The following is a 25,788-nucleotide window of genomic DNA, read 5'->3' as shown; positions in this document are numbered from 1 at the left end:
AATCCGAGCTCTTTTCTATACGGTCCGAAGCGTTCCGTTCGGCGACGTGCACTTGTTTGATCTCAGCCCTGTACACCATGTGCCGTTAACGCCCATTTAAAGCAAGAAGAAGGAAACAGTTAAATGGAACTTTCCGTTCCGTTCATTCAGAGCCCTTGCAAATCCGGGGCTCCTGGCCTTTCGTGCCGTCTAGGCCGCAGATCGAGCGGAACGCATCGTTCCGATTTTGTTAACAGCAAGGTCGGTTTTGTTAACGATCAGGATGCCCACGGATAGGCGGCGGGCGGGGGTCGAGTCGCAAGGTGAGCGCTAGATGAACGGGTCGTTCGGATTTGATTGGGCCGGAGGATGAGACTGTTCACCTGCAACGCCGGTGCGGATGTCTTTTTCTCCCGACACCTCCACCTCCCCGGAGCCGGCACACGGACCCAGCCCCCCTCCCCCCTCAGGCGGGTCCCCCATCCCCCGGCGTTGCATATTTCCCGAAGGGGCGGATCAGGCCGCCGTCACAAAGGTGGCAATGACTTTCTTGCGGCCGGTCTTGTCGAAATCGACCGTCAGCTTGTTGCCTTCGGTGAAAGCGACCTTGCCGTAGCCGAACTTGTCATGGAACACGCGCGCGCCGACGCGGAAGGCGTCCGGCCCGGAGGCCGTGGCGTTAAGGCCCGAGGCCTCGCCCGGCGGCGGGCCGGAGGGCCGGCCGGCATTTTCTTTCAGCCGTTTCCAGCCAGGCGACTGGTAATCCGACCGCTCGCCCAGGTCCTCCACCGTACCGATGAACGCCGATTCGGCCCCCGGCATGCCCGAATAGCCAGTCTCCGAGACCGCATCGACATGCTCGTGGGGCAGCTCGTCCACGAAGCGGCTGGGCATCACGGCCTGCCAACGGCCGTAGATCTGGCGATTGGCGACGAAGGAAATGTAGCATAGCTGGCGCGCCCGGGTGATGCCGACATAGGCGAGCCGGCGCTCCTCCTCCAGGCCGCGCAGGCCGCTCTCGTCGAGGCTGCGGCGGGAGGGAAAGACTTCCTCCTCCCAGCCGGGCAGGAACACGACCGGCCATTCCAGGCCCTTGGCGCCGTGCAGGGTCAGGATCTGCACCTGATCGTCACCGCCGCTGCCCGTGGCGGCGTCCATCACCAGCTCCACATGCTCCAGGAAGCCCGCCAACGTGTCAAACTCGCCCATCGCGCGGACGAGTTCCTTGAGGTTGTCCAGCCGGCCCTGCGCCTGAGGGCTGCGATCCTTCTGCAACATGTCGGTATAGCCCGACTCCTCAAGGATCATCTCGGCCAGCTCGGTATGGGGCATGCCGTCTGCCAGCTTGCCGCGCCAGAAATTGATCTGGTCGATGAACTGGGTGAGGCCGCGCTTGGCGCCGCCCTTGATCTCGTCGGTCTGCAGTACCATCGGCGTCAGCGTGAACAGGCTGCGCCCGTCAGCGCGCGCATAGGATTGCAGCTTGGCAAGCGTCGTATCCCCCACCCCGCGCTTCGGCTCGTTGACGACGCGCTCGAAGGCAAGGTCGTCATCCGGCGAGCGCACGAGGCGCAGGTAGGCCATCGCATCGCGGATCTCGGCGCGCTCGAAGAAGCGCGGGCCGCCGATCACGCGGTACGGGATGCCGAGCAGGATGAAGCGTTCCTCGAAGGCCCGCATCTGCCAGGAGGCGCGCACCAGCACGGCACAGTCGTCATGGCGCCCGCCATTGCGCACCCAGCTTTCGATATCGTCCGCGATCAGGCGGCTTTCCGCCTCGCCGTCCCACAGGCCGCGCACCTTCACCTTGGCCGCATCGGTATCGTCGGCAGCCGCGCTGTCATCGCCCACGAAGAGGGTCTTGCCGAGACGTCCCTTGTTGTGCGCGATCACCGAGGAAGCGGCCGCAAGTATATGTTTTGTCGAGCGATAATTCCGCTCCAGCCGCACCACCTTGGCGCCCGGGAAGTCGTGCTCGAAGCGCAGGATGTTGTCCACTTCCGCGCCGCGCCAGCCATAGATCGACTGGTCATCATCGCCCACGCAGCAGATATTCTTCGAGCCCTGCGCGAGGAGGCGCAGCCACAGATACTGCGCGACGTTCGTATCCTGATACTCATCGACCAGGATGTAGCGAAACTTCGAATGAAAATCCCGAAGCAGATCAGGGTTCTGCTGGAAGATCGTGATGTTGTGGATCAAGAGGTCGCCGAAATCGCAGGCATTCAGCACCTTCAGCCGCGCCTGGTAGATCTCGTAGCACTTGATGCCCTTGCCATTGCCGAACAGCTCCGCCTCTTCCGCCGGCACCTTGTCTGGCGTCAGCGCCCGGTTCTTCCAGCCATCGATCAGGCCGGCGAGATTGCGCGGCGTCCAGCGCTTGGGGTCGAGATTTTCCGCCTGCACGATCTGCTTGCACAGCCGCACCTGGTCGTCGGTGTCGAGGATGGTGAAGCTGGACTTCAGCCCCACCAGTTCCGAATGCCGCCGCAGGATTTGCGCCGAGATGGAGTGGAACGTGCCGAGCCAGCGCAGGCCCTCGCCGGCGTCGCCCAACAGGGCCAGCGCGCGCTCGCGCATTTCCCGGGCCGCCTTGTTGGTGAAGGTCACGGTCAGCGTCTGCGATGGGTAGGCCAGCCGCGTGGAGATGATGTGGGCAAGGCGCGCGGTCAGCACCCGCGTCTTGCCGGTGCCCGCGCCCGCCAGCACCAGCAGCGGCCCCTCGGTGTGCAGCACGGCCTCGCGCTGCTCGGGGTTGAGGCCCTGCAGATAAGCCGCGCCGTCCGACGCCGGCGCGGGGGGCCGTGCGGCGGCCATCTGGCTGATGGGAAGACGATTCGGATTGGAACTCATCGGGAACGTATAGCAGGGACTGGCGATTGTGTTAGGTTTGTCCGGCACCAAAATGTCAGGGAGGATGTGGTGGCTTTATCCGATCAGGAGGTGCTGGCGGGCATGAAAACCGGCCTGCTGGTGAAGACGGGCAAGCCGCTGGAACACTGGGTCCAGCTGGTTCAGGCGAGCGGAATCGAGAAATTCAGCGACCAGATCGCCCTGTTGAAAACCCACGGCGTGGGCCATGGGCATGCCAGTTTCATCTGCCAGGCGGCCAAAGGCCGGTTCGAAGCCGATCCCGGCGACATGCTGGAAGGCCAGTACAACGGCAAGGAAACGCTGCGCCCGGTCTACGACGCGATCGCGAAATATGCAGCCACGCTGGGCAAGGACGTGATGGCCGACCCCGGCAAGACCGCCGTCAGCCTCCGGCGCAACAAGAAATTTGCGAACATCCTGCCCGCGAGCAAGACCCGCATCGACCTCGGCATCAACCTGAAGGGTCACCCCGGCACGGACCGGCTGGTCCCTGAAAAACCGGGCGCGATGTGCACGCACAAGGTCAAGCTGGAAACGGAAAAGGATTTCGACGCCGAGGTGAAGGCCTGGCTGAAGGAAGCCTACGGCAAAGCCTGATTATTTCTTGTTGAACGCGATCGTCACCTGGCCGATCTCGATGCCGTAGCGGGTGACGTAGGCGCGGTTGATCAGGACGTCGTCCTGCATCAGGAACATCCAGTCGTCGAAGCCGACATTCCAGACCGATCCGCCGACTTTGAGGTCGACCTTGTATTTCCAGTTGAACGCATTGCCGCTCACCTGCCCTTCCGCCGGCACCGGCACATCGCCGGCCGTGCCGCGGTAGCGCCCATTGCCGAGGATATCGATTTCCCAGACGCGCGTTTCGCGCTCGCCATCATCGTATTCGAATTTCTCGGTCAGGGTCATGTGATCGCCGGTCACGACGCCGGTGATGTCCACCTTGAACTGGCGGCGCACCTTGCCGAACCGGTCTTCGAACAGTCCGTAGGCGGTGGTCTGGCCTTCGAAATATTCCTCGAGCACGAGTTGCCTCGGCGCGCTCTCGAACTGGGCGAGACGGTCGGAGGAAGCGCAGCCTGCCGTGCCGGCGGCGCTGGCCAGCATCGCAGGCGCAAGAAGTCTGGAAAAGCGCATGGGTCGGGTCCGGTCTGCAAGGGTTTGTCCCCTCGATACGCAGGCCGGACCCGATTGGATGCGCACAAAATGCGCGGACGGCGCTAGTACAGCGTCGCCAGCGACTTGGCGTCGTAGTCGGCAATCTCGCTGACGCGGCCTTCTTTGACCTTCTTCGCCCATTCCGGGTCCTGAAGGATCGCGCGGCCCACGGCGACAAGATCGAACTCGCCGCGATCGAGGCGGGCTTCGAGATCTTCCAGCGAGCGCTGGCCGGCACCTTCGCCCCGGAAGGCATTGACGAAGTCGCCATTGAGGCCGACCGAGCCGACGGTGATCGTCGGCAGGCCGGTGAGCTTCTTCGCCCAGCCCGCACCGTTGAGACCGTTCTCGCCGTCGATTTCCGGGAACTCCGGCTCCCAGTAGCGGCGCTGCGAAACGTGCAGGCAGTCGACGCCCGCATCCACGAACACCTTGAGGAAAGCCTCCAGCGCGTCCGGCGTGGTGGCGAGGCGCGCCGTGTAGTCCTGCTGCTTCCATTGCGAGTAACGCAGGATGATCGGATAATCCGGACCCGTCCGTTTACGGATTTCCCGGATGATGTCGCCGGCGAAGGTTGCCCGCTCCGTCAGGCTGCCGCCATAGCGGTCGCTGCGCTTGTTCATCACGTCCCAGAAGAATTCGTCGATCAGGTAGCCATGCGCGCCGTGGATCTCGACCGAGTCGAAGCCGAGCGACTTGGCCTCGGCGGCCGCATCGGCATAGGCGAGCACCATGTCATCGACTTCCGCCGAGGTCGGCGGATCGAACACCTGCTTGCCGGAATGGGTGACGCCCGAGGGGCTGTCGGTCGGCGCGTCCGGGAACGGGCCGGTGCCTGGCTTGCGCATCATGCCCTGGTGCCAGATCTGCGGCGCGATCGCCCCGCCCTTCCCATGCACTTTCTCCACCACACGGCCCCAGCCGGCGAGGGCTTCGGGCTTGAAGAAGTTCGGCACGTTCGGATCGTTGGACGAGCCGCCCCGGCGCACCGTGGTGCCTTCGGTGACGATCAGGCCGACATCGGCCTCCGCGCGGCGGGCGTAATAGTCCGCGACATTCTCCCCCGGAATCCCGCCGGGCGAGAAGGAGCGCGTCATCGGCGCCATCACGATCCGGTTCTTCAGTTGGAGTCCGTTCAGCTTGAAGGGGGTAAAGAGGGTGCGCGTCATGTGAGTGTCCTGTTTCAGCTTGCGACGAGTTGGGTCTCTCGGGCAACTTCGTCAACCATTGACGCAGCGGCGCACCGGCGTCACGGCTAAACTATGAGTTAAGTGGGGATCGATTCATGCGTGTTCTGGTTTTTGCCCTGATCGGCCTCGTCGCGGCCTGCCAGTCGCCCGGATATGACTATACGGCCCGCGCCGCGCCGACTTTCCCCGAAGCGCTGGACTATACCGACGTTGCCGCCGGCCGGTTCCAGGGGCCCGCCGGGGATATCGCGGAGGCCGAGTTCGCCGCGATGATCGAGGGCACCGAGCTGGAAGGCCGGCCCTGGTTCGTGGTGCTGGACCCAACCCAGCCGCAAGGCATCTATGAGGGCGAGGTCACGGTGACCGGCTATCGCGGCGAGATCCGCCATGAAACGTCGAAGCGCTGTGTCGAGTATGACGCGCCCTTCGATTGCGAACACCGCGCCATCGTCGAGGAGGAATGCGTTAAGGACATCGTGGATGTGGAAGTCCGCGCGCGCCTGATCGACCTCGCCACGCGCCGCCCGGTCTTTACCTCCGCCAAGCTCGGCACCGCCGAGCGCGAGGATTGTTACGACTTTGCCGAGTATCCCGACACCGGCCAGCCGACCGGCTCGGTGGGCTCGGTCGTCTACGAAATCTACGATTCCTATGACGCGCCCTATGGCCTGATCCAGCAGGCCGTGCCCGAAGCGGTGCGTCAGTTCCGGTTCGACATCGCGCCCTACATGACCAGCTTCCGCGCCGAGATCGTCACCAAGCCGCTGGTCGGCGAGGAAGCTGGCGAGCCGCGGTTCGAGGCCGCCGTGAAGGCGACCCGGCAGGGCAATTTCATCGGGGCCTGCGCGCAGTGGCAGGAACTGGCGGCCGCCTATCCCGATGCGCCCGGCATCCAGGCAAACTGGGGCGCCTGCGCCGAGGCGCGCGGCGACATGGCCGAAGCCCATTCGCAATACGCCCGCGCCGCCGAACTCGCCCGCGCGATACCGCTGCTGAAGGACAAGGATGCCAAGCCGATCTTCGAAGCCCTCGAACGCGTGTCACGCGGACGCTACGAAGACACGCTGATCGAACGGGCAAAAGATACCGGCGGGAGCTGAGCGTTAACGCCTCAGCCCTGGAACACGCCGATCAGCGGAAGGCCGGCAGCGCTGGCTTCAGCAGCGATGCCCCAGATGATTCCGGCACCGAACGAGACGAAGCTGAAAGCGGTCTTCATCAAGACGTTTTTCACCATGGCTCCGCACTCCCGATCTGACACAACGCCCGAGACGAAGTGCAAAGCCGGGGCCGTGTGTCAACGCTTTTTTAACCGTCTTTTGGATCAGGCGGGGTGAGCTTGTGCGACTCGGTCAGCCGCGCCTGCTTTTCGGCCCGCGCGGCCTCCAATGACTTGACGGATTTGGGCTGGCCGAACTTCGCGCGGTTCTCTTTTGCGCGCTGTTCCTTCTCCGCCTTCGTCCGCGCCTTGCGGGCCTTGTTGAGATTGATCGGCGTGGTCATGCGCTGGCCGCCGCGATGCGCGCGTCGAGCCTGGCTTTCACGTCCGGCCACTCGCGGTCGATGATCGAGAAGAAAGCGGTGTCGCGCACGAAACCGTCCGAGACGGTCTTGTGATTGCGCAGCACGCCCTCCAGCTTGGCGCCGAGTTTCAGCACCGCCGCCTTGGACCGTTCATTGCGGTTGTCGACCTGGTACTGTACGCGCCGCGCGCCCCAGGCCTCGAACGCCTCTCCCATCAGCAGGCGCTTGGCCGAGGGGTTGACGACCGTGCCCTGCACTTCCGGCGCATAGCAGGTCATGCCCACCTCGACGCTCTTGCTGGTCTCGTTCGGATCGAGCCAGCTGGTGATGCCGAGGAAGGCGCCGTCCTCCGGCCGCGTGACCGCGAACGGGATCATCGTCCCGTCCAATATCCGCTTACGGATGACCTCGATCCAGTCACCCACCCAGTCTCCGGGGCCCCGGTGCGACCAGAGCCGGAAGATTTCCGGCGCCCGTTCGGCCAGCGCGTAAAGCTCCGGCCCGTCGCGCTCCGGCTCGAACGGGCGCAGGCGAACGTGGGCATTCTCCAGGATCATCGGAGCGAGCGGCATCGCGGACGGCTCAGTCCTTGTTGGCTTCGCGCCATTGTTCCATCGCCAGCGAGATGGCGAAGGTTTCGCGGTATTTCGGGCTGGAGGCCGGGCGCGGCGGCTTCTGCGAGGTCATCGCCATGATCTCGGCGAGCTTGTTGTGGGCGGCGCCCGACTGGCCCGCGCCGATATAGGCATGCAGCTCAACCAGCGCCGAGGACAGCGGGTCGTGCGCGCGGATCACGAAATAAGGTTCGTCCTGTGCCAGCTTGGGCAGCACATCGAACTGGGACGGGTTGGCTTTCGAGCCGACGGGGGGCTTGGACATGAGCGGGCCTTTCTGGGTGCGGGTGATTCTCGTGCGCTATCCTAACCGCCCGCCGCCGCGCCGTCAGCCAAACCTTCAAATGCCGAATAAAAGCCTGTTGAAGGCCCTCGCCACCCAAAAAGTCTCCAGATCAGGGCGTGCTGCCGGATTTCCGGTAGCGCTCGACCTTGACGACATCGCCGGTCAGACCGTCGATCTCGACCTCGAGCTTGCTGCCATCGGCGTCTGCCCCTTCAATTTTCCAGACGCCGCGGCGGGCTTCCACTTCCCACACGTCGACAATCCCTTCGGCCTCGGCGATATCGACCGCCTCACTGCGGGTGACCTCGAAGTTAGCTGAAGGTCCCCGGTCGTCGCCACCATGCGCCAGCGCGGCGCCGGCGCCAAACATTGCCAGCGCGGCCGCTGATAGGGCCCCTTTGATTCGTCTGGTCATGGTTCCCTCCTCTGTCTGGGAGGGAGCCATAGCACGGGCGGTCCACAACGCGAGTTGAAAAAGCGTTCAGAGCGCGTTGGACGGACCACCTGATCCGCTGGGCGGCTTGCCACCCATCAACGGGTTCGGGTCATACAGCCCGGCAAACTCGGGATCGGTCAGATAATCGAGCCGCCGGACGGTGATGCCCCGCTGACCCGAGATCTGCAGCGCGAGGTCGCTCCAATCCATCCGGCGCAGCGCCTCGTCCGAGAAGTCCCCCAGCACCTTGGAGAGCTGGGAGGCCGACAGGAAGCCGGGCACACCGAAGGCCTGAATGGCCGCCGTGTTGTTGAGAACGGTTTCCCATTCCGTGGGCAGCGACCGTCTGATCTGCGCGAGGTCCTGGAAGAAGGCCCAGACTCGCATGCCGTATGAGCGCGCCAGCGTGTAGACCATCGGCAGGAGGCCGAAATCCCCGAGCTGGGCGCACTCGTCGATGGCGAACAGGGTCCGGTGCTTCGGCAAGGCGCCGTCGCGCGAGAGCACGGCCGACATCAGCGCCGCCGTCCACAGCCGGAAGAGCGGCGCATGGCTGGCGAGCTTGGTGGGCGGAACGACCAGGTAGATCGTCATCGGGTCGCCGCGCCGCACGGCCGCCAGATCGATGGTGGAATCGCTGACCGTCCGCTGCGCGGCGGCCGAGGCTATCACCGAGAAATAACTGCAGGCCGTGGCATGGATGCCCGAGCGGGTAACGTCCGTGACCTGAAGGTAGTTCGAGATTTCCTCATAGGCGAAGGAAGGCAGCTTGCCGCCGAGCGTGTCGAGCATGACCGCCAGATTGTAGGTGCTGTCGTCCAGTTTCAGCAGGCGGCGCACCTGGATCAGGTTGCGCTGGCCCTTCTCGCGCGTCGCTGCAATCGCTGCAATCACGCCTGCGGAGAGATCATGCCCGCGGATATCCCAGAAGGGATCCTTGCCGATGCTTCCGCCGCCGGACAATTGCTTGGCGATGTCCAGGGCCAGTGCCGAAGGGTCCACGCCCGGGATGTCGAACGCATCCATCGGGTTCAGGCTGTCGGTCTGGTCCGAGATCACCGAGAAGGGATCGAGCACATGCACCGTATGGCCCATTTCGCGGCGGCGCCGCGCGGTGGTATGGCAGGCCTCGCCCTTCGGATCGATGACGATCACCGGACCTTCGTAGGTGAGCAGGTTCGGAATCAGGCCGCCTCGGCCCTTTCCGGCACCGGTGGGCGCGACGGTCAACAGGTGACCCTCGCCGTCCAGCCAGATCGGATCGCCGGCGCTGGCTTGCGTTTCGGGCGCAGGCCCGTCGCGGAAGCCGATGGGCCGGGAAACCACTTCCTTCTGCCAGCCCAGCAACAGCCGGTCACCGGCGCGCAGGACTGGATTATCCGTGTTCGGAGTTTTTTTTGGAGTTTTTGGCTGGCGCTTGCACGCCGCACCTGATCTGGCAGCTTTCGCCGCATCACGCTTCGGCTTTGCCGAAGCCTTCTTCCTGGTCGATGCCGCTGCCTTGCGCTTTGGCTTGTTCGTCCCTGCCCCCCCGGTTTCCCAGCCCCGTGGAGTCTCAGATGACGATGACATGGTGCTTGGTTCCTCCTTATGGGAAGAGGCTCCCTCAACACTTGTTGAATGTCAATTCGGATTTTTATGGGAAATCGCGCATGGCTGCTATGCAGCGGAATTCATCCCGGCACGGAATATGTGCGTATAGCTGACGCCATCGACTTTTGCAAACCCCAACGCTTCCCAGAAGGGCGCGGCCGCTTCGCTCGCGCGGGCATTGCACGTCAACACGGATGCATGGCTGAGCGCGTGAGCCATGACTTCGCGCGCAAGACGCGATCCGAGACCCAGCCGCCGGTATGAAGGATGGACGTAGAAGCGGTGCATCCGCATCGCAGACTCATCCGTGTCCGTCTCGCGCCGTACGCCGCTGATGGCGGCGGCCGTTTCGCCCTCCACTGCCGCAAACAATGCAGCGCCGGCCTGATCGAACCGTTGCGCGCCGCTCTCCCAGTTTTCGATCAGCAGGCGGACATTGCGCACGCCCCCGGCAGCCGCAACCGCCGCCAGACTCTCAAGTCCGGGCGGCAGCCGGTGGTGCACGCGCAGGATCTGCATGGCGCCCTGCCCTCTCGCAAGTCGCGGCGGGTCAGCTCGCCGAGACGATGCCGACGTCACACGGGATCGTGTGGCCGTTGATATAGGCCGAGGCCTTCGAGGACAGGAACATGGCGAGGCCTGCGATGTCTTCGGGCCGGCCGACGCGCCCGGCGGGGCTGCGCGAGCCGATGGCGTCCCAGTCCACCCCCTCGGTCTCGCCTTTGTACCCCACGCCGGTGGACAGCATGTAGGTCGGGAACGGACCCGGCGCGATGCCGTTGACGAGGATGTGCTCTTTCGCCAGCTGCGAGCCCATGAAGCGCGTCAGATGGATCACGGCGGCCTTTGACGTGCCATAGGCATAACCGCTCATCGGCGAGGTGTGCATGCCGTCGATCGAGGCGATGTTGATGACCCGCGCCGGATTGTCGGCGCTCGCCGCCTTGCGCAGCAGCGGCATCAGTTTCTGCGTCAGGAAAAAGATGCCCTTGACGTTGACATCCATCACCTTGTCCCAGCCCTTTTCCGGGAACTCGTCGAGCGAAGCGCCCCAGGCGACGCCGGCATTGTTGATGAGGACGTTGACCTTGTCTTCACGCTTGGCGATCTCGCCGGCGAGGTGGAGGATGCCGTCCATCTGGCCGACATCGGACGGGATGGCGTAGATCTCGCCGCCGAACTGGGCTTTCAGCCGCTCGACCGTTTCATGGCAGGCGGCCTCCTTGCGCGAGGAAATGATCACCTTGGCGCCATTCGCCAGGAAGCCCGCCGCCAGCATCTCGCCAATGCCGCGCGAGCCGCCCGTAATCACCACCGTCTTGCCGTTGACCGAAAACAGATTGCCGAAGTCCATGCGCGTTTCCCTTCACTCCCGGAGTTTCTCCGGTCGTAGTGCAGGACCCGCAGCCTGACGGCAACGGAAAATCGTCCGGATCGGCCCGCCCCGCTCTCAGGCTGGATCTGGGCCGATCATTTTTTCGGGGCGGACGATGGCGTCGAAGTCGGCTTCGGAGATGCCGAGTTTCAGGGCTTCCACTTTCAGGGTCGTGCCATTCTTGTGAGCGGTCTTGGCGACCTTGGCGGCGAGGTCGTAGCCGTACTTTTCCTTCAGCGGCGTCACCAGCATCAGCGAGTTCTCGAGGCCGCGCTGGATGTTGTCGAGGCGCGGTTCGATGCCGACGACGCAATTGTCGGTGAACGAGATGGCGGCATCGGAGAGCAGCTTCACCGATTGCAGGAAATTGTAGGCCATCATCGGGTTGAAGACGTTGAGTTCGAAATGGCCCTGCGAGCCGGCAAAGCCGATGGCGGCGTTGTTGCCGTGGATATGGGCGCAGACCTGGGTCATCGCTTCGCACTGAGTGGGGTTCACCTTGCCCGGCATGATCGACGAGCCCGGCTCGTTTTCCGGCAGGGCCAGCTCGCCCAGTCCAGAACGTGGACCCGAGCCGAGGAAGCGAATGTCGTTGGCGATCTTGAAGCAGCTCATCGCGACCGTGGCGATGGCGCCGTGGGTCATCACCATGGCGTCATGGGCCGCGAGCGCCTCGAACTTGTTCGGGGCGGAGGTGAATTTGAGGCCGGTGATCTGGCTGATCTTGTCGGCGACCATCTCGGCAAAGCCGGCCGGCGAGGCGAGGCCGGTGCCGACAGCGGTGCCGCCCTGGGCCAGTTCCATCAGCATGGACAGCGTCATCTCGATGCGCTTGATGCCATTCTCGATCTGCTTGGCGTACCCTGAGAATTCCTGACCGAGGGTGACCGGGGTGGCATCCTGGGTATGGGTACGGCCGATCTTGATGATGTCCTTCCAGGCCTGGGCCTTGTCGTTCAGCGCATTGTGCAGCGTCTGCAGCGCCGGCACGAGCCGATGGACGACCTCTTCGGCGCAGGCGATGTGCATGGCGGTCGGGAACGTGTCGTTCGAGGACTGGCTCATGTTCACATGGTCGTTCGGGTGGACCGGCGCCTTGGAGCCGACCTTGCCGCCGAGGATCTCGATGGCCCGGTTGGAGATCACCTCATTGGCGTTCATGTTCGACTGGGTCCCCGACCCGGTCTGCCAGACGACCAGCGGAAAATGCGCGTTGAGCTTGCCTTCGATCACCTCGTCGGCGGCCTGGATGATGGCGCGCCCGACCAGCGGGTCCATCTTGTGCAGGGCCATGTTCACCTCGGCCGCCGCCTTCTTGACGATGCCGAGGGCGCGGATGATGGGCACGGGCTGCTTTTCCCAGCCGATCTTGAAATTGCCAAGCGAGCGCTGGGCCTGCGCGCCCCAATACTTGTCGGCTTCCACCTCGATGGGGCCAAAGGTATCGGTTTCCGTGCGGGTGTCGGGGGTCTTGGCGGCCATGCGGGGCTCCTCGGGTCTGGGATGATCTGCCCGGGCGGTCTAGCGAGGCGGCGGGGAAGCTTCAAGGGCGCTCGCGGCGGGGCGGCACCGGGGGTCGTTGCAGCGCGGCCGGGTTGTGCCTATTCGGAAGCGATGAACACAGACTGGATCCAGAGCGGAAAGGTGCGGGCGCGCATCACCGAGGACGGCGCACTGGAGGTGGCGTGCACCGGGCTGACGACGCAGACGAAGTATTACAAGACGCTGCTGAAGGAGTTCTTCCGCAAGGACTTCCCGCCGCTGCGACCGGGCTATGGCGATTACAGCATCCATATCGTGATGGAGCATATGGGCGACGCGCCGTGGATGGACCTCGACAACCTCGCCAAGGCGCTGCTGGATTCGCTCACCGGGAATGTGTTCGAGGATGACCATCAGGTGGCGCGGCTGCTGGTGGAGCGGCGAGGCGCCGAGCGCGACGGAATCTGGCTGCGCGCCGAGGCGATGGGGTAATGGCCTTCCGGCAGCGCGAGTGCCCGGACGCAGCGGGTGCGGGCCGGTTGGAATTGGCATTATTTCAAGGAACTCATCCTGAGCGAAGTCGAAGGATCGAGCGAGTCGTCAGGCGTTTGCGCACGCGCCCATCCTTCGACTTCGCTCAGGATAAGCTTTGATAGGCAGCGCTAGGAGGTGTTGGGAAAGAGCGTGCGGGAGATTGCCCCGCTGCCTGCTTCGCCGTCACCTCCCCCGCGACGCAGGGGCAGATTGAGCTGAAGTCCAGACGCACAGTCAGGGGATCGCACGCGAAGGCCAGCGGCACATCGTTTTCCCGGCAGGGACTGTTCCAGCGAGGCCGGGTCAGGACGTATGGTCTGTAGGCGGAGGGGTCGGGCAGCTTGTCGCCGGTGAAAACGATCTCCACTCCGCCCCACCAGTGGATCGTCAGCAACACATCCGTGATGCCGGTGCGGTTCATCCACGCAATCGTCATTTCGAGCTGCCACCAGAGCACTGGCCAGAAGATCGGATGCACCTGGTCGAACCAGGGGCGGTAAGCTGGGCTTCAGAGGAGGCGTTGAAGGCGCGTCATGAAGCGGAGAATAACTCCGCCTCAAGGGGGGGGGGGGGGTGCACAAGTTTTGCCCCACTATTTTACAAGCCGAGGAATTGGCTCGGTATTTTGTTTCCGGGGCATACGGATTTTGTTGCGTAAGCCCCTCACCTCCCACGCCCCGCGGGCGCGGCCCCCCCCCTCTCCCGCAGGCGGGAGAGGGGTTGCGTAGCGCCTGCCTCAGCCCTCGACGATGAGCGTCTCGAGGCCCCGGAAGAAGGGCAGCGTGCGCCAGTTCATGGCCTGGGGGGCGAGGCGCAGGTTCGGATATCTCTCCAGCAGCTTCAGATAGACATGCCGCGCCTCGATACGCGCGAGCGGCGCACCGATGCAGATATGCGGGCCACCTCCGAACGCGATGTGACTGGCACGTTTTCGTGTGATGTCGAAATCCTGCGCTGCCTCGAAGACTTCGGGGTCGCGGTTTGCCGCCGCGAGCGACATGAAGACCGGTTGGCTCTTGTGCATCGGGCAGCCGGCAACGGTGCGGTCCTGCTCGACGATGCGGGAGGTGACCTGTACGGGCGCTTCATAGCGCAGCACTTCCTCGACCGCCTGAGCGGCGAGCGAGGGATCGGCGCGCAGGGCGGCGGCCTGTTCCGGATGGGTGAGCAGGAGCCAGATGCCGTTGCCGATGAGATCGGTGGTGGTGAGGTTGCCGCCGACCAGAAGGGCCTGCAGGTTGAGGCGGACTTCGTCATCCGCGATATTGGCCTCTCCCCTCGCCTGCAGCTGCACCATGTCGGTGACGAGATCGTCCTGCGGGGCAGCGCGGCGGGCCTCCATCAGCTCGCCGAAATAGGTGTCGAGCGCTTCGCCGCCCGACAACATGCGGGCATTCTCCTCCGGTGTGCGGACGGGGTTCAGACCGAGGATGACATCTTCCGACCACTGACGGAAATCGGCCAAGCGGGATTCATCGACTCCGAGGATGCGGGCGATCACCAGCACGGGCACCGGCACCGCGATCTCTTCCATCAGGTCGAACGCGCCGCTGGCAGGGGCGGCGTCGATGATTTCATCGATCATGGCCTCGATCTCGGGGCGCATCTTGTTGATGCGGGCGTAGAAGGCCTTGGCGAGCGGCTGACGGATGCGGGCATGGTCCGGATCGTCGAGGAAGAGGATGCTGGTGCGGCGCTCGTTGCCTTCCTCGATCAGGCGGGCGGTGATCGAGTCCGGGTCGGCGTTCAGCGGATGACGCACGAAGGTGCGGTCGTTCACCGTGTCGCGGATGTCCTTGTAGCGGCTGAGCACCCAGACCTTCGCGGCTTCATCGCGCATCACGGGGCAGCCCGACTGCAACGACTGCAGGATCGGGTGCGGATTGTCGCGCGCCACCGGATTGAAGGCAGAGATATCGAGAATGGAATTCGGGACGCCGGGCGGCGTCTTCGGATCGTCGGCCATGGATCTTCTCCCCGGGAGTTATTGTTATGGCACAACTATAGCCGATTTATCCGGCGATGGCGCGGGGAATCGACGCCGGCTATCTGGCGATGGGCCCGCCGGTCAGGTCGATCGGGCAATCGGTGAGCAATCCGGCGGTCAGACCGGGCGGCTGGTCCGGCGCTGCGAAGCAAGCTTCAATCTTTGCCTGAAGGTAGGCGCGCTGCGCGGCGGCGTCGCCCTGCTCGCGGAACTCCTCGCGGTCCTGGATCAGGCCGGAGTTGTAATACTGGAAGCGGTCCATCTCGCTGAGGGTGATGGCCTTGTCAGCCTCGGCATAGAAGGCGGCGGTCGCCTGGGACGACTTTGCGAGGCAGGCTTCGTCTTTCGGCAAGCCGGCATTCGACTCATCGAAAAGTTTGCGCGAGCCATAATCTGACGCGTAACGGCCGCAATCCATCATCAGGGCAAAGCGGGCCTTCGCTTCAGTCGTTGCTTCGGCGCGGGCAAGAATGTCTGCGCGCTGGAGACGGGTGACGCGGGCCCATTCGGCGTCGGTGTTCGGCCCGCCATACGGGCCCTGAGCCGGCCCCTCGATCACCATCATCGGCGACGGCGCTTCGGCGGGCGGCGCTTCTGGCGCGGCGCAGGCCGAGAGAACAAGCAGGGTCAGCGCCAAAAGGCGTTGCAGGCGCATTGGCGGCCTCAGAGGCGTTTGAAGGGCATCGGGATTGCGGTGGCCGTGGCCTTGGCGACGAGGGCGCCCTCGGCGTCGAAACACTCCGCCTCCATGAAGCAGGCGGACTTGCCGAGCCTCAGGATGCGCGCCTCGACCGAGGCTTTGCCGGGCATCAGGCGTTTCAGGTAGCTGGTCTTCATCTCGAGGGTCGGCGCGGTCATCGTGACGTTGGAGGCGATGATCACGGCAGTGCTCATCGCTTCATCCAGCATGGCGGAGATGAACCCGCCCTGCACCGCGCCGGTGGGATTGGCGAAGCTGGGCGAGACATCGAACTCCATGCGCACCCACTGGTCGTCCTGGCTGAGCGCGGCAAGGCGCATGCCCAGCGTATCCGAACAGGGCGGGCGCTTCTTCGAGTTCTGGAAACGGGCCAGCATCTCGGCATCTGAGACGCGGGGTCTGGTCTCTTCGGTCAAACGCCGGGGCCTTACTTGCGGCGGTAGGCGTCGAGGTTGACCACCGTTTCGGCCGGCGCAGCCTTCGGCGCCTCGGCGACGACTTCGGTGGCCGGGGCGAGCACGCCGGCATCGCGGCCGCGCGTTTCGAAGGTGAGGCCGAAATTCACCGACGGGTCCACAAAGCGCGTGATCGCGGCCAGCGGGATCGACAGGTGCTGCGGCACGCCGGAGAATTTCAGGACGATCTCGAAATGGCCTTCATGGACTTCGAGGTCCCAGTACTGGTGCTGGATGACGATGGTCATCTCTTCCGGGAAGCGCTGGACCAGGTGGTCCGCGATCTTCACGCCCGGCGCGCGGGTGCGGAAGGAAATGTAGAAATGATGGTCGCCCGGAATGCCGCCATTCGACTTGGCGCGGCGCAGGGCCTCGCGCACGACGCCGCGCATGGCAGCCTGGGTCAGCGCTTCATATCCGATGTAGTCCGTCATCCTGGCGCCGCTCTTCCCGATGTTGATAGGTTATCGAGATGTAAATTACGCAGACCGCAGGAAGGCCGCAACGCCCTTAGCGCAACACGCGAGCATTTATTTTTCTCTCGCGCGCCGTTGTGCGCTGCATCGTGCGGGACATCTGGCCAGCTGCGCGCCCGCAGCATACGCTGGCGGCGCGAACAGGAGGAGCCAGCGCCATGCAAATGCCGACCGAAGGCCGCGACTGGAACGAGGTGCGCGAGGAGATGGTCGCGCGCAGCGGCAAGGACGTGGATTGGCGCAGCGGCCGCACTGCCGTCTATGTTTTCAATGCCGGCGAGGACATTCACCATGTCCAGAAAGAGGCCTACGCGCTGTTCATGGCGGAGAACGGGCTAGGCCCCCTCGCCTTCCCGTCGCTCGCGCAGATGGAGAAGGACGTCATCGCCATGGCGCTCGGCCTGCTGCACGGGCCGCAGGGGGCGACCGGCGCGATCACCTCCGGCGGGACCGATTCGATCACCATGGCGATGAAGACCGCGCGCGACTTTGCCCGCGAATCGGGCCGCCAGCAGACCGGCCACAATATCGTTCTGCCGCGATCGGCCCACCTTGCCTTCGACAAGGCGGCGCACCTGATGGACATCGCCGTGCGGCGCGTGCCGCTGAAGACCGATGGCAGCTTCGAGGCCGACCCGGCCGCGATGGCGGCGGCGGTGGACGAGGCGACGATCATGATGGTCGGCTCAGCGCCGAACTTCCCGCATGGCATCATCGACCCCATCGCGGCGCTCGGCGAGGTCGCGGCAGAGAAGAAGGTGTGGCTGCATGTCGATGCCTGCGTCGGCGGCTATTTCGCGCCGTTTGCGAGGATGAACGGCGTGGCCGTGCCGGCCTTCGATTTCGCGGTGCCGGCGGTGCACTCCATGAGCGCGGACCTGCACAAGTATGGCTATTGCGCCAAGGGCGCCTCGACCGTGCTGTTCCGCTCGGAGGACCTCTACAAGCACATGCCATTCAATTACCGCGACTGGAGCGGCGCGCCGATGAAGACGCCGACGCTGGCGGGTACGCGGCCGGGCGGCGCGATCTCGGCAGCCTGGGCGGTGATGAATGTGTTGGGCGTTTCGGGCTACCGCGAGAAGCAGGGCCTCGTCTGCGCGACGCGGGAGAAGATCGAGGCGGGCGTCAAGGCGCTGGGCTTTGAAGTGCTCGGCCGGCCGCTGCTCGGGCTGATGGCGTTCCGGCATCCCGAGGCGGATACCCTGGCGCTCTACGGCGCAATGCGGGCGCGCGGCTGGTTCACCTCGTTCACCGCCGAGCCGCAGAGCCTGCACCTGATGCTGTCACCCAAGCATGCGGAGGTCGCGGACGACTATCTGCGCGACCTCGCGGCGGCGCTGGCGGATGTGAGGGCGGGGGTGACGAGCGAGAAGGTTGAGGCGCGGTATAGTTGAGGGAGCGTTCGAGATGTCATCGAACATTGAGCGGTTCAATCAATACACGGCGCACTTTTCTGCGAAGCTGTACCTAACATTTCCCCAACCCTGTACATTGGACACGGTTGAGGCAGTGATGGGCGGCGGTTTTCCGGACGCAGTTACGACTTGTCAACTCCAAACGGCAACGTTGAACCCAGAGATTGGATTTTGTTGCGACACTCTTCAGTGGTTGCGAAACACGGGCTATTTCACGGGGGGATGCTCGTCTTCATTTCGTCCAGCTTGCGCGAGCCGTTCTTACTCCAAAAGGATTCGAAGCACTTAATGCTTTCCCTGATGCTATTCAGGGAAAAACTCCTCTGGGAGAAAAACTTTCACACCTCGCGGCCGAAGGGACCAAGGAAGCATCCAAAGCAGCGATCAGCGAAGTTGTTGGACAGGTTATTGGCGTCGCCGCGCGACACCTGTTCCAATCCTAAACAAGGCCAGCGCACTAAAACATAACGACCGAATTGAGTGTCGCCTTGATAGCTTTGTGCAGTTAATTTGATGACGCGGTGCCGACCGCAAACTGGGGCTTCGGCGCCGCACACTTCCCGCCTGTGACGCGTTCCACAACCTCCGCGTCGCCATCCGTCTGCGCGGGCATGATGCCGAGGGCGCAGGCGATCATTCCGTAGACGTTGACGTTCTCGAACGGCGCGACGGTGATACCTTCGGGGAAGATCGGGCCGGCGGCGATGAAGGTGGCGTTCATGCTGGGGTCGTGGTTGTCGTAGCCGTGGTTGCCGGGGATCGGGGCGCTCCAGCCGCCGACATCGGCGGTGCGCATGGTCCAGCCGGGATCGGCGACGGCGAGGAGGTCCGGGCCGCGGGTCGGGTGGTCCATGTGGTAGTGGGCGGGCATCTCGCCCTTTCGGTAGACGTGGATATGTTCGTGCACGGACTTCAGGCCTTCATAGGCGGCCTCAAGCGCGTCGCCCTTACCGTAGATCTGGATGAAGGTCTGGGCCGAGCCGCCATACTTGCCGGTGAATTGCGGCACGACGAGCTGTTTCAGGTCGATGAAGTGGCCCACTTCGACGACCTTCTCTTCCTCGATCCTGGCCATACCGTGATCGGAGACGACGATGATGTCGGTCGTATCGAGGAGGCCGCGCGCCTTAAGGCCATCGACCAGCTGGCCGACATAGCCATCGACTTCGAGCAGGGCCTCTTTCGTCTTGTCCGAGCGCGGGCCGGTATAGTGGCCGGCGGTATCGACGCGGTCGAAATAGACGGCGGCGAAGCGAGGGCGCTCGGTTTCCGGCTTGTCGAACCAGGCGAGGACTTCGTCGACGCGTTCCTGATAGGGCTTGGTGTGCTGGTAGGGCGTCCAGATGGTGGGGCGCACACCGTCATGCGCCACTTCGGAGCCGAGCCAGAACATGATGGCGGTGGGCAGGCCCTGCTTCTCGGCAGTGATCCAGATCGGCTCGCCCTGCCACCATTTTTCCTGCTGCGGGCCAGTGGCGACATCGAAGATCTCGCCGGTGGTGGGATCATAGGGATAGTTGGTCACCATGCCGTGGTGTTCGGGATAGAGGCCGGTCGCGAGGGAATAGAAGTTCACGAAGGTGAGGCTGGGCATCACGGGATACATTGCCTCCGCCTGCACGCCGCGCGCGGCGAGGGCCTTGAGATTGGGCGCGTCCCAGTCCTTGAGAAGAGCGGGGTTGAGGCCATCCAGGCCGATCATCAGAACGCTTTGCGGCCTGGCGGGCGCCTCCGGCGCGGCGGCGGGCGATTCGGGGGCAGCCGCTTCGGCCACCGGGGCGGCGGGGGCCGGCGCGGGCGTCTCATGCACACAGGCCGCAGCGAGCAGCAGCGCGGCCATCGCCGAAGCCCAAAGTTTAATCCTGGCCATGGCGTGCTCCCTGCCGGCTTGAGTCGTGGCCCGTGTTAGACGCCATCTGATGCGCCCGTGTGAAGCCTGCGAACTGAAAAAATAGTGACGCGGCGCGCAAACGCATTAAACCCGTGCGCATAACAAGACTGACAGACCGGGAGACCAAGATGACCCTGCGCCCTGCCCTGCTGGCCTCGATCGCCGCGATTGCACTCAGCGCCTGCGCGACAGCGCCCGCCTCCGAACCGCAAGCCCTGGCGCCCGCCGCCGAGACGGTGCGCAAGACCACAGGCACCCTTGTGACCGAGAACATTCCCGACGCGCCGCCATCGCTGGTGGAGCGTATGGAGCGCTACGAGAACGTGCGCAGCCACAGCTTCCAGGACTGGACGGGCGAAGGCGGCATCCTCATCACGACCCGGTTCGGCGATGTGAACGCGGTGCACGAAGTGCGCTCGCCGGGCGGCGCGCGGCGCCAGCTGACCTTCTACAAGGAACCGGTGAACAATGCCGACGCGAGCCCGAAGGGCGGCGCGTTCCTGTTCGCCAAGGACCGGGGCGGCGACGAGTATTACCAGTCCTACCAGTTCGACCTGGAGACCGGCGAGGTGACGCAATATTCCGAACCCGGATCGCGCAATGGCGCGGCGTTGTGGTCGGACGACGGCGCGCTGGTCGCCTGGGCCCGCACGCGGGCCGGCGACCCGAACAATGATATCCTGATTGCCGACCCGGCAGACCCGGCGAGCCTGCGGGTGGCGCTGGAGGGCGAAGGCGCGATCGGGCCGGTCGACTGGTCGGGCGATGGCAAGACGCTGCTGCTGCAGCGCTACCAGTCGATCACCAAGAGCCAGATCTTCAGCCTGGATGTGGCCACCGGCACGCTGACCGAGATCAATCCCGGCGATGATGTGGCTTATTCGGGCGCGGCGCTGTTGCCGGACGGGTCGGTGCTGACGGTGACCGACAAGGACAGCGAGTTCCAGAACCTGGTGCGCATCGCGCCGGATGGCACGCTGACGAATTATACCGGAAACATCGAGTGGGATGTGTCCGACTGGGCGCTGTCGCCAGACGAGAAGACGGTGGCCTTCACCGTCAATGAAGGCGGGCTGGGCACGATCCGCCTGCTGGAGCTGGAGAGCGGCCAGGTTCGTCCGGGACCGACCCTGCCGGTGGGAATTGCGAGCGGGCTCGTCTTCTCGCCGGGCGGCAGCCAGATCGGCTTCACCTTCAACGGCGCGACGAGCCCGGCCGATGCCTGGTCGTTCGACGTGGCGACGCTGAACCTGACGCGCTGGACCGAGGCGGAGACCGGCGGGCTCGACCCGGACGGTTTCATCACGCCGGAAATGTTCAGCTACAGGAATGCGGACGGCATGGACATTCCGGCCTTCATCTACCGTGCGGAAGGCGACGGGCCGCATCCGGTGATCATCTCGATCCATGGCGGCCCGGAAAGCCAGTCGCGTCCGGGCTTCTCCTCGACCTATCAATACTGGGCGAAGGAACTTGGCCTGACCGTGGTGGTGCCGAACGTGCGTGGATCGTCCGGCTACGGAAAGACCTATGTGTCGCTGGACAATGGCCTGAACCGTAAGAAATCGGTTGAGGATATCGGCGCACTGCTCGACTGGATCGCGGCGCAGCCGGACCTCGATGCGGAGAAAGTGGTTGTGTATGGCGGCTCGTATGGCGGCTACATGGTGCTCGCCTCCGCCATCGATTATCCAGACCGGCTTGCCGGCGCGATCGACATTGTCGGCATCTCGGATTTCAAGACCTTCCTGGAGAATACGGAAGGCTATCGCCGGGACCTGCGCCGGGCCGAATATGGCGACGAGCGCGATCCGGAAATCGCAGCCTTCTTCGAGGCGATCTCGCCGCTGCGCAACGCCGCCAGGATCACCAAGCCGATGCTGGTGATCCAGGGCTTCAACGATCCGCGCGTGCCCTACACAGAGGCCGAGCAGATCCTGGCGGCGCTGAAAGCGAACGGCGTGACGGCCTGGTTCATGATGGCGATGGACGAGGGCCACGGCTTCCGCAAGCAGGCGAACCGCGAGGCCCAGCGCAAGGCGGAGACGCTGTTCCTGCGGGAGGTGCTGGGGGTCGAGTAATCGCCCCCTCGCCCGCGCGCGCGGGCGGTCTATATCCGGCTACTGATACTTGAAGCCTGGAGGATCGAACGTGATCACGCTGCACCACCTTGAGAAGTCCCAGTCGATCCGCATCCTGTGGCTGCTGGAGGAACTCGGCGCACCGTACGAGATCAAGCTCTACGACCGCGATCCAAAGACGCGGCTCGCGCCGGCGGCGTACAAGGCGATTTCGCCGCTGGGCACGGCGCCGGTGATCACGGACGGGGCGGTCACGCTGGCCGAGACGAACGCCATCGTGGACTACATCCTCGACCAGTACGGCGATGGGCGGCTGCGCCCGGCCGCGGGCACGCCGGAGCGGGCGGATTACCTGTTCTGGTTTCACACCGCGCAGGGCAGCCTGCAGCCCTTGCTCACCAACAAGTTCGTGATGTTGGCGATGACCACGCGCGCGCCCTTCCTGGTGCGGCCGATTGCAAAGTCGCTGGTCAATGCGCTGGAGGCCGGCTTCTTCGGCCCGCGCCTCAATGCGTTGATGGGCGAGATCGAGAAGGCGCTGGGCAAGCGCAAGTGGTTTGCGGGCGATGAGCTGACGGCGGCCGACATCGTGATGGGCTATTCGATGGAGCTGTGCGCGCACCGCGCCGGAATGGATGCGGAGCGCTTTCCCAACGGTCACCGGTTCCTCAAACAGATGCGGGAATACCCCTCCTACATCCGCGCGATGGAGAAGGACGGCAAAGGCACGATTTTGCTTTAGGCGGGCAGCTGGCTCAGTCGAGTGCGGCGTTGAGATTTATAGCGAAGCAGTGCTCGCCGCCGGATTTACGGGGTTCGTAGAGCGTCGGCACAATACCAGATTCCCTGGGCCGGTAGACGCCGTTGGAGGAATTCCCGGTCGCGAACACGGCGCAGATATGGGTAACGGCGCCACCATCGCGGCGAAGAACAAAAGCTTCTCCACTCACCGGGTCTCTGGCAACTTTCGAAGCGGAGCAGTTTTCCCGCTCGTGAACATCCGCATTGGCGATGGCGAGTTCGGCATCGACGAGCGAAAGGTCTTCCGGAATTTCGTCCTTAGCCTGATAGTAGCAGGCGAGCGCGCGGGCGGCGTCCGAGAGGGCGTCGATCCGCAGAGCGTCTTGCCGGAGCATTCGAGCCTTTCCGGGACCGCCGGTGATTGCGAGACCCGCCACGATAGCGGCCAGGATGACGGCGCCAAGTGCATAGGCGAAGAGCGTGTGCCGGTCAGATGCCATGGGCTTCGTCCCGTTCCGCATTGGTGATGAAGTAACCGAAGATCGCGCCGGCAATTGCCGCCACGACGAGGGACTTCAGGAAGAACCGCGTACCCAGCTCGCCACTGAGGAAACTGTAGACGAGCGAGATGGCATCGCCAACGAGTACGCAGCCTGCGATAACGAGGCTGACATAGATCAGCCATTTGCGGATGCGCGAACGCTGGAGCGCGGGATTGGTGCGGCGCGCCTTGAGCAGAATTCGGGCGAGCCAGAAGAAGATCGGCGCCGCGACAATGAGGCCCGCGACAGCGCCGTTGATCTGGGAATCCGCGCCGCCGAAGTAGTAGTTGTCGCCCGCGAGCGCGTCCGGCGCTGCCTTGTCGATCAGAGCGAAGAGGAGAGAGCCAAGATTGAACGAGACGATCGAGAGTAGGATGAAGAAGAGGAGGTAGAAAAAGGCTTCTCGGGCCGAGAGATAGATGGCCGGTTTGGGCACGGCGACGGGATAGGCGACATCGGCGAATGCGCTGAGTGACTCGTCGACCTCCCCTGCCCGCCAACCAGCGGCGAGCAACGCCGCACGGATGCCGTCGCGGCCCTCTCCCTTCTCCAGGGCTTCCTTCACGAAAGACGTCAGTGTGGAATTGGCCATTTGCATCTCCCCGTGATTGCAGAAGAGTTTCTGCTCGCGCGCGAGGGAGCGCAAGAGGGACGGGAAGGCCAAGGATAGGAGATAGGTGGGGGCTTCTGTTGCCAGGCGCCCCCGGGCCCCGCCTAGGGGTCTGAAACCCTAGGAGTTAAGTCGGAAAAACCGAGCACCGCTTACGCGGCGAGCAGTTCGCCCTCAGCAAAGTTGTCGTTTGCAACTATTTGCTTTTGAGCTTCTAACGCAGCTCAAGCGAGCGAAAGCCTCGTTTTTACACGTCCGTCGACACTATTTCAGCCCCATCAGGAAACGGCCGCTGAGCCGTCTTTTGGTGGAGCTGCCGGGTACCGCCCCCGGGTCCGAGCCGCTTATTACACGCGCGTTTATCGCCATAGTCCGAAGACAGGACACATATAGGCGATGATGGCCGGGCTGATAAGCCCCTCAATCCTTAACCAGGCTTAACAGCGACCGCACCGGGCGCGGGACGGTAGGCTTCGGCATTGGTGGTGAACTCGGCATTGCCGTAGCGCCGCAGCAGCCGGCGGATCTTCGCGACCAGGCGCCGGTCGGCCAGATCCTTCAGGCCGGGTGTCTTCAGTGCGAGACTGTAGAACGCGGTCTTGAGCGTGATCATCGAGAGGATGACGATACCGATGGCATAGTCCACCGGGCCGACGGGCACGCCCATGTCGCGGGCGGCCTGGGCATTGCCGCCCAGGAAATTCTTGACCAGCACGAGGCGGGCCACGCGGCCTTCGAGCGTATTTCGGATGCGGTTACCGAGTGAGCGATCGGGCGGCAGATAGGCGGCCATGGTGGCGCGCACCAGTTCGCCGCAGGTTGCGTCGTCGAAGCCCTGGCGGATCGAGGCGCTGCGGGCATTCATGATGTCGATGATGCCTTGCGGCGTATCCATCAGCAGGTCTTCCGGCAGGCCGAGCAGGACGCAGCGATAGCGGCTGAATTCGACGCGGGCGCGCTCGTCCTCCGTGAATTCGGTGCGGCCTTCTTCCTTCATCTTATAGGCGAGCAGGAACACATCGATCAGGCCGGCGGGCATCTGGTCGACCTGCGGAATTGGTATTCCGTAGACGGACTTGTCCCAGCCGCTCATGCCGCGCAGCACGTTGAAGCGCACCATCGAGTGCATCAGACGCACCATGGCCGCCGCCTTGAACCCCTCCCCGCGCGGCTCCAGCGCGCCGGGCAATGTGGTAACTGTGAAGAAGGTGGCGGTTTCGTTGACGCGCTTGGCGGCGGTCGTGTTGGACAAGGTGCCGGTCAGCGCCATGGGCAGCGCTGTATACTTGTTCATGAAGGTGGCCAGGAAAGCGCCCCGGATGGTCCAGGGGGCAAAGATGGCCATCGGCAGGCGGTTCAGTTCCGCGCCGCGGCGCACGAGGTCCATGTCGAGCCAGGCCGGCTTCGCCTCCATCTCGCGGATCAGGGCGACGAGTTCGGGCGGCGCATCGGCCACCGCCTCGACGCCCCGCTCGCAGGCCTGCTGCAGCATGCCGACGAGCCGGCGGAAACCGTATTTCGGGATCAGCGCGGCATAGGCGTCTGCGGTGACATCGCCCAGCATCGTATAGGCCTTTACACGCTCAACCATATCGGCAGGCGGCGGCGGGAACCGGTCCGCATAGGCCGCCATCGAGGAGACCGAGATGTCGTCGGTGTAGCGCTCCGGCGTTGCCGAAAAATCGACCTCGCCATACATCACCGGCAAGGCGTCCTTCTGGAACGCAATGCGCTGGCGGACATGTTCGAGCGAAACCTGCATCCTGACTCCTCTGGCGCACGGGATTGGCACCGGTGCTGCAATAATGTAAGTAATCCTCAGATTTTCCACTCGCATAAGCA

28 protein-coding genes and 1 other RNA gene are annotated in these 25,788 nt (G+C 64.1%); 7 read left to right on the top strand and 22 right to left on the bottom strand.

Annotation, left to right across the window (positions count from 1 at the left end; translation table 11 throughout):
* Positions 1-495: 495 nt before the first annotated feature.
* The gene (locus GC148_RS01030) at positions 496-2,832 is read right to left on the bottom strand and encodes a UvrD-helicase domain-containing protein (RefSeq protein ID WP_291068164.1); all 2,337 of its coding nucleotides are present in this window, start codon (positions 2,830-2,832) and stop codon (positions 496-498) included.
* Between the two features lie 69 nt (positions 2,833-2,901).
* Between GC148_RS01030 and GC148_RS01025 the strand changes: the two genes are divergently transcribed.
* A complete protein-coding gene (locus tag GC148_RS01025) occupies positions 2,902-3,450 on the top strand; it encodes a DUF5655 domain-containing protein (RefSeq protein ID WP_291068163.1) in 549 nt (182 codons plus the stop codon).
* Here GC148_RS01025 and GC148_RS01020 read toward each other — a convergent pair whose 3' ends face one another.
* Positions 3,451-3,990 (bottom strand): DUF3833 domain-containing protein, encoded by a 540-nt coding sequence (locus GC148_RS01020; RefSeq protein ID WP_291068162.1) that lies wholly within the window; start codon positions 3,988-3,990, stop codon positions 3,451-3,453.
* Positions 3,991-4,073: 83 nt separating this feature from the next.
* Positions 4,074-5,180 (bottom strand): NADH:flavin oxidoreductase, encoded by a 1,107-nt coding sequence (locus GC148_RS01015; protein ID WP_291068161.1) that lies wholly within the window; start codon positions 5,178-5,180, stop codon positions 4,074-4,076.
* A 116-nt stretch (positions 5,181-5,296) separates the two neighbouring features.
* On the opposite strand from GC148_RS01015, the gene GC148_RS01010 reads away from it, so the two are divergent.
* Complete coding sequence (locus GC148_RS01010) at positions 5,297-6,301, top strand: hypothetical protein (RefSeq protein ID WP_291068160.1); 1,005 nt, start codon at positions 5,297-5,299, stop codon at positions 6,299-6,301.
* A gap of 11 nt (positions 6,302-6,312) precedes the next feature.
* Here the strand turns inward: GC148_RS01010 and GC148_RS01005 are convergent, their stop codons facing one another.
* The 9 genes from GC148_RS01005 to fumC all read right to left on the bottom strand — a co-directional run bounded on the left by GC148_RS01005 (position 6,313) and on the right by fumC (position 12,511).
* Positions 6,313-6,438: a hypothetical protein gene (locus tag GC148_RS01005; protein WP_291061953.1), complete on the bottom strand. Its 126-nt coding sequence runs from the start codon at positions 6,436-6,438 to the stop codon at positions 6,313-6,315.
* A gap of 71 nt (positions 6,439-6,509) precedes the next feature.
* Positions 6,510-6,704 carry a DUF4169 family protein gene (locus GC148_RS01000; RefSeq protein ID WP_291068159.1) on the bottom strand — a complete coding sequence of 65 codons (195 nt, stop codon included), beginning with the start codon at positions 6,702-6,704 and terminating at the stop codon, positions 6,510-6,512.
* Positions 6,701-7,297, bottom strand: coding sequence for a GNAT family protein (locus tag GC148_RS00995; protein WP_291068158.1), 597 nt, complete (start codon positions 7,295-7,297; stop codon positions 6,701-6,703). The genes GC148_RS01000 and GC148_RS00995 overlap by 4 nt, the downstream gene beginning before the upstream one ends.
* Before the next feature lie 10 nt (positions 7,298-7,307).
* A complete protein-coding gene (locus tag GC148_RS00990; protein ID WP_291068157.1) occupies positions 7,308-7,604 on the bottom strand; it encodes an aspartate decarboxylase in 297 nt (98 codons plus the stop codon).
* A gap of 130 nt (positions 7,605-7,734) precedes the next feature.
* Positions 7,735-8,040 carry a PepSY domain-containing protein gene (locus GC148_RS00985; protein WP_291068156.1) on the bottom strand — a complete coding sequence of 102 codons (306 nt, stop codon included), beginning with the start codon at positions 8,038-8,040 and terminating at the stop codon, positions 7,735-7,737.
* A gap of 66 nt (positions 8,041-8,106) precedes the next feature.
* Positions 8,107-9,633: a type IV secretory system conjugative DNA transfer family protein gene (locus GC148_RS00980; RefSeq protein ID WP_291068155.1), complete on the bottom strand. Its 1,527-nt coding sequence runs from the start codon at positions 9,631-9,633 to the stop codon at positions 8,107-8,109.
* A gap of 87 nt (positions 9,634-9,720) precedes the next feature.
* Positions 9,721-10,173 carry a GNAT family N-acetyltransferase gene (locus tag GC148_RS00975; protein WP_291068154.1) on the bottom strand — a complete coding sequence of 151 codons (453 nt, stop codon included), beginning with the start codon at positions 10,171-10,173 and terminating at the stop codon, positions 9,721-9,723.
* A gap of 31 nt (positions 10,174-10,204) precedes the next feature.
* Entirely contained in the window at positions 10,205-11,008 is an 804-nt protein-coding gene (locus tag GC148_RS00970) for an SDR family oxidoreductase (RefSeq protein ID WP_291068153.1), read from the bottom strand.
* A 96-nt stretch (positions 11,009-11,104) separates the two neighbouring features.
* Positions 11,105-12,511: a class II fumarate hydratase gene (gene fumC / locus GC148_RS00965; protein ID WP_291068152.1), complete on the bottom strand. Its 1,407-nt coding sequence runs from the start codon at positions 12,509-12,511 to the stop codon at positions 11,105-11,107.
* Between the two features lie 132 nt (positions 12,512-12,643).
* On the opposite strand from fumC, the gene GC148_RS00960 reads away from it, so the two are divergent.
* Positions 12,644-13,003: a RusA family crossover junction endodeoxyribonuclease gene (locus GC148_RS00960; RefSeq protein ID WP_291068151.1), complete on the top strand. Its 360-nt coding sequence runs from the start codon at positions 12,644-12,646 to the stop codon at positions 13,001-13,003.
* A gap of 145 nt (positions 13,004-13,148) precedes the next feature.
* Here the strand turns inward: GC148_RS00960 and GC148_RS00955 are convergent, their stop codons facing one another.
* From GC148_RS00955 to GC148_RS00935, 5 genes are all read right to left on the bottom strand, one after another.
* Positions 13,149-13,523, bottom strand: a complete 375-nt coding sequence (locus GC148_RS00955; RefSeq protein ID WP_291068150.1) for a hypothetical protein — start codon at positions 13,521-13,523, stop codon at positions 13,149-13,151.
* A 258-nt stretch (positions 13,524-13,781) separates the two neighbouring features.
* On the bottom strand, positions 13,782-15,011 hold the full coding sequence (locus tag GC148_RS00950) for a cytochrome P450 (protein WP_291068149.1): 1,230 nt from the start codon (positions 15,009-15,011) through the stop codon (positions 13,782-13,784).
* A 79-nt stretch (positions 15,012-15,090) separates the two neighbouring features.
* Entirely contained in the window at positions 15,091-15,687 is a 597-nt protein-coding gene (locus GC148_RS00945; protein ID WP_291068148.1) for a hypothetical protein, read from the bottom strand.
* A gap of 8 nt (positions 15,688-15,695) precedes the next feature.
* Positions 15,696-16,148 carry a PaaI family thioesterase gene (locus GC148_RS00940; RefSeq protein ID WP_291068147.1) on the bottom strand — a complete coding sequence of 151 codons (453 nt, stop codon included), beginning with the start codon at positions 16,146-16,148 and terminating at the stop codon, positions 15,696-15,698.
* Between the two features lie 11 nt (positions 16,149-16,159).
* Positions 16,160-16,621 (bottom strand): ClpXP protease specificity-enhancing factor SspB, encoded by a 462-nt coding sequence (locus tag GC148_RS00935; protein WP_291068146.1) that lies wholly within the window; start codon positions 16,619-16,621, stop codon positions 16,160-16,162.
* Between the two features lie 200 nt (positions 16,622-16,821).
* Between GC148_RS00935 and GC148_RS00930 the strand changes: the two genes are divergently transcribed.
* Positions 16,822-18,060, top strand: a complete 1,239-nt coding sequence (locus GC148_RS00930; protein ID WP_291068145.1) for an aminotransferase class I/II-fold pyridoxal phosphate-dependent enzyme — start codon at positions 16,822-16,824, stop codon at positions 18,058-18,060.
* 185 nt (positions 18,061-18,245) lie between these two features.
* Positions 18,246-18,524 (top strand): hypothetical protein, encoded by a 279-nt coding sequence (locus tag GC148_RS00925; RefSeq protein WP_291068144.1) that lies wholly within the window; start codon positions 18,246-18,248, stop codon positions 18,522-18,524.
* A 62-nt stretch (positions 18,525-18,586) separates the two neighbouring features.
* Here the strand turns inward: GC148_RS00925 and GC148_RS00920 are convergent, their stop codons facing one another.
* The gene (locus GC148_RS00920) at positions 18,587-19,951 is read right to left on the bottom strand and encodes an ectonucleotide pyrophosphatase/phosphodiesterase (RefSeq protein ID WP_291068143.1); all 1,365 of its coding nucleotides are present in this window, start codon (positions 19,949-19,951) and stop codon (positions 18,587-18,589) included.
* A 149-nt stretch (positions 19,952-20,100) separates the two neighbouring features.
* On the opposite strand from GC148_RS00920, the gene GC148_RS00915 reads away from it, so the two are divergent.
* A complete protein-coding gene (locus tag GC148_RS00915; RefSeq protein WP_291068142.1) occupies positions 20,101-22,053 on the top strand; it encodes a S9 family peptidase in 1,953 nt (650 codons plus the stop codon).
* Positions 22,054-22,102: 49 nt separating this feature from the next.
* Positions 22,103-22,795 (top strand): glutathione S-transferase, encoded by a 693-nt coding sequence (locus GC148_RS00910; RefSeq protein ID WP_291068141.1) that lies wholly within the window; start codon positions 22,103-22,105, stop codon positions 22,793-22,795.
* Between the two features lie 13 nt (positions 22,796-22,808).
* Here the strand turns inward: GC148_RS00910 and GC148_RS00905 are convergent, their stop codons facing one another.
* The 4 genes from GC148_RS00905 to GC148_RS00890 form a co-directional block, all read right to left on the bottom strand.
* Complete coding sequence (locus GC148_RS00905; protein ID WP_291068140.1) at positions 22,809-23,294, bottom strand: hypothetical protein; 486 nt, start codon at positions 23,292-23,294, stop codon at positions 22,809-22,811.
* Positions 23,284-23,928 carry a DUF5671 domain-containing protein gene (locus GC148_RS00900; protein WP_291068139.1) on the bottom strand — a complete coding sequence of 215 codons (645 nt, stop codon included), beginning with the start codon at positions 23,926-23,928 and terminating at the stop codon, positions 23,284-23,286. Before GC148_RS00900 ends, GC148_RS00905 begins: the two co-directional genes overlap by 11 nt.
* 84 nt (positions 23,929-24,012) lie before the next feature.
* Positions 24,013-24,365: a transfer-messenger RNA gene (gene ssrA / locus GC148_RS00895) on the bottom strand.
* Positions 24,366-24,373: 8 nt separating this feature from the next.
* Positions 24,374-25,708 carry an oxygenase MpaB family protein gene (locus GC148_RS00890; RefSeq protein WP_291068138.1) on the bottom strand — a complete coding sequence of 445 codons (1,335 nt, stop codon included), beginning with the start codon at positions 25,706-25,708 and terminating at the stop codon, positions 24,374-24,376.
* Positions 25,709-25,788: the final 80 nt, after the last annotated feature.

The organism is Hyphomonas sp., from assembly GCF_016125515.1.
Lineage (GTDB): Bacteria > Pseudomonadota > Alphaproteobacteria > Caulobacterales > Hyphomonadaceae > Hyphomonas.
The sequence above is the reverse complement of the archived record's forward strand: the minus strand, read 5'-3'. Positions and strand labels throughout refer to the sequence as shown.

Bases quoted from the DNA above. Each gene is read 5' to 3' on its own strand.
- GC148_RS00905 (WP_291068140.1), bottom strand. From the start codon at position 23,294: ATGGCATCTGACCGGCACACGCTCTTCGCCTATGCACTTGGCGCCGTC.
- GC148_RS00995 (WP_291068158.1), bottom strand. From the start codon at position 7,297: ATGCCGCTCGCTCCGATGATCCTGGAGAATGCCCACGTTCGCCTGCGC.
- GC148_RS00985 (WP_291068156.1), bottom strand. From the start codon at position 8,040: ATGACCAGACGAATCAAAGGGGCCCTATCAGCGGCCGCGCTGGCAATG.
- GC148_RS00960 (WP_291068151.1), top strand. From the start codon at position 12,644: ATGAACACAGACTGGATCCAGAGCGGAAAGGTGCGGGCGCGCATCACC.
- GC148_RS00970 (WP_291068153.1), bottom strand. From the start codon at position 11,008: ATGGACTTCGGCAATCTGTTTTCGGTCAACGGCAAGACGGTGGTGATT.
- GC148_RS00915 (WP_291068142.1), top strand. From the start codon at position 20,101: ATGACCCTGCGCCCTGCCCTGCTGGCCTCGATCGCCGCGATTGCACTC.
- GC148_RS01020 (WP_291068162.1), bottom strand. From the start codon at position 3,990: ATGCGCTTTTCCAGACTTCTTGCGCCTGCGATGCTGGCCAGCGCCGCC.
- GC148_RS00900 (WP_291068139.1), bottom strand. From the start codon at position 23,928: ATGGCCAATTCCACACTGACGTCTTTCGTGAAGGAAGCCCTGGAGAAG.
- GC148_RS01015 (WP_291068161.1), bottom strand. From the start codon at position 5,180: ATGACGCGCACCCTCTTTACCCCCTTCAAGCTGAACGGACTCCAACTG.
- GC148_RS01010 (WP_291068160.1), top strand. From the start codon at position 5,297: ATGCGTGTTCTGGTTTTTGCCCTGATCGGCCTCGTCGCGGCCTGCCAG.
- GC148_RS00935 (WP_291068146.1), bottom strand. From the start codon at position 16,621: ATGACGGACTACATCGGATATGAAGCGCTGACCCAGGCTGCCATGCGC.
- GC148_RS00945 (WP_291068148.1), bottom strand. From the start codon at position 15,687: ATGCGCCTGCAACGCCTTTTGGCGCTGACCCTGCTTGTTCTCTCGGCC.
- fumC (WP_291068152.1), bottom strand. From the start codon at position 12,511: ATGGCCGCCAAGACCCCCGACACCCGCACGGAAACCGATACCTTTGGC.
- GC148_RS00980 (WP_291068155.1), bottom strand. From the start codon at position 9,633: ATGTCATCGTCATCTGAGACTCCACGGGGCTGGGAAACCGGGGGGGCA.
- GC148_RS01005 (WP_291061953.1), bottom strand. From the start codon at position 6,438: ATGGTGAAAAACGTCTTGATGAAGACCGCTTTCAGCTTCGTCTCGTTC.
- GC148_RS00950 (WP_291068149.1), bottom strand. From the start codon at position 15,011: ATGGCCGACGATCCGAAGACGCCGCCCGGCGTCCCGAATTCCATTCTC.
- GC148_RS00890 (WP_291068138.1), bottom strand. From the start codon at position 25,708: ATGCAGGTTTCGCTCGAACATGTCCGCCAGCGCATTGCGTTCCAGAAG.
- GC148_RS00990 (WP_291068157.1), bottom strand. From the start codon at position 7,604: ATGTCCAAGCCCCCCGTCGGCTCGAAAGCCAACCCGTCCCAGTTCGAT.
- GC148_RS01000 (WP_291068159.1), bottom strand. From the start codon at position 6,704: ATGACCACGCCGATCAATCTCAACAAGGCCCGCAAGGCGCGGACGAAG.
- GC148_RS00975 (WP_291068154.1), bottom strand. From the start codon at position 10,173: ATGCAGATCCTGCGCGTGCACCACCGGCTGCCGCCCGGACTTGAGAGT.
- GC148_RS00930 (WP_291068145.1), top strand. From the start codon at position 16,822: ATGCAAATGCCGACCGAAGGCCGCGACTGGAACGAGGTGCGCGAGGAG.
- GC148_RS00920 (WP_291068143.1), bottom strand. From the start codon at position 19,951: ATGGCCAGGATTAAACTTTGGGCTTCGGCGATGGCCGCGCTGCTGCTC.
- GC148_RS01030 (WP_291068164.1), bottom strand. From the start codon at position 2,832: ATGAGTTCCAATCCGAATCGTCTTCCCATCAGCCAGATGGCCGCCGCA.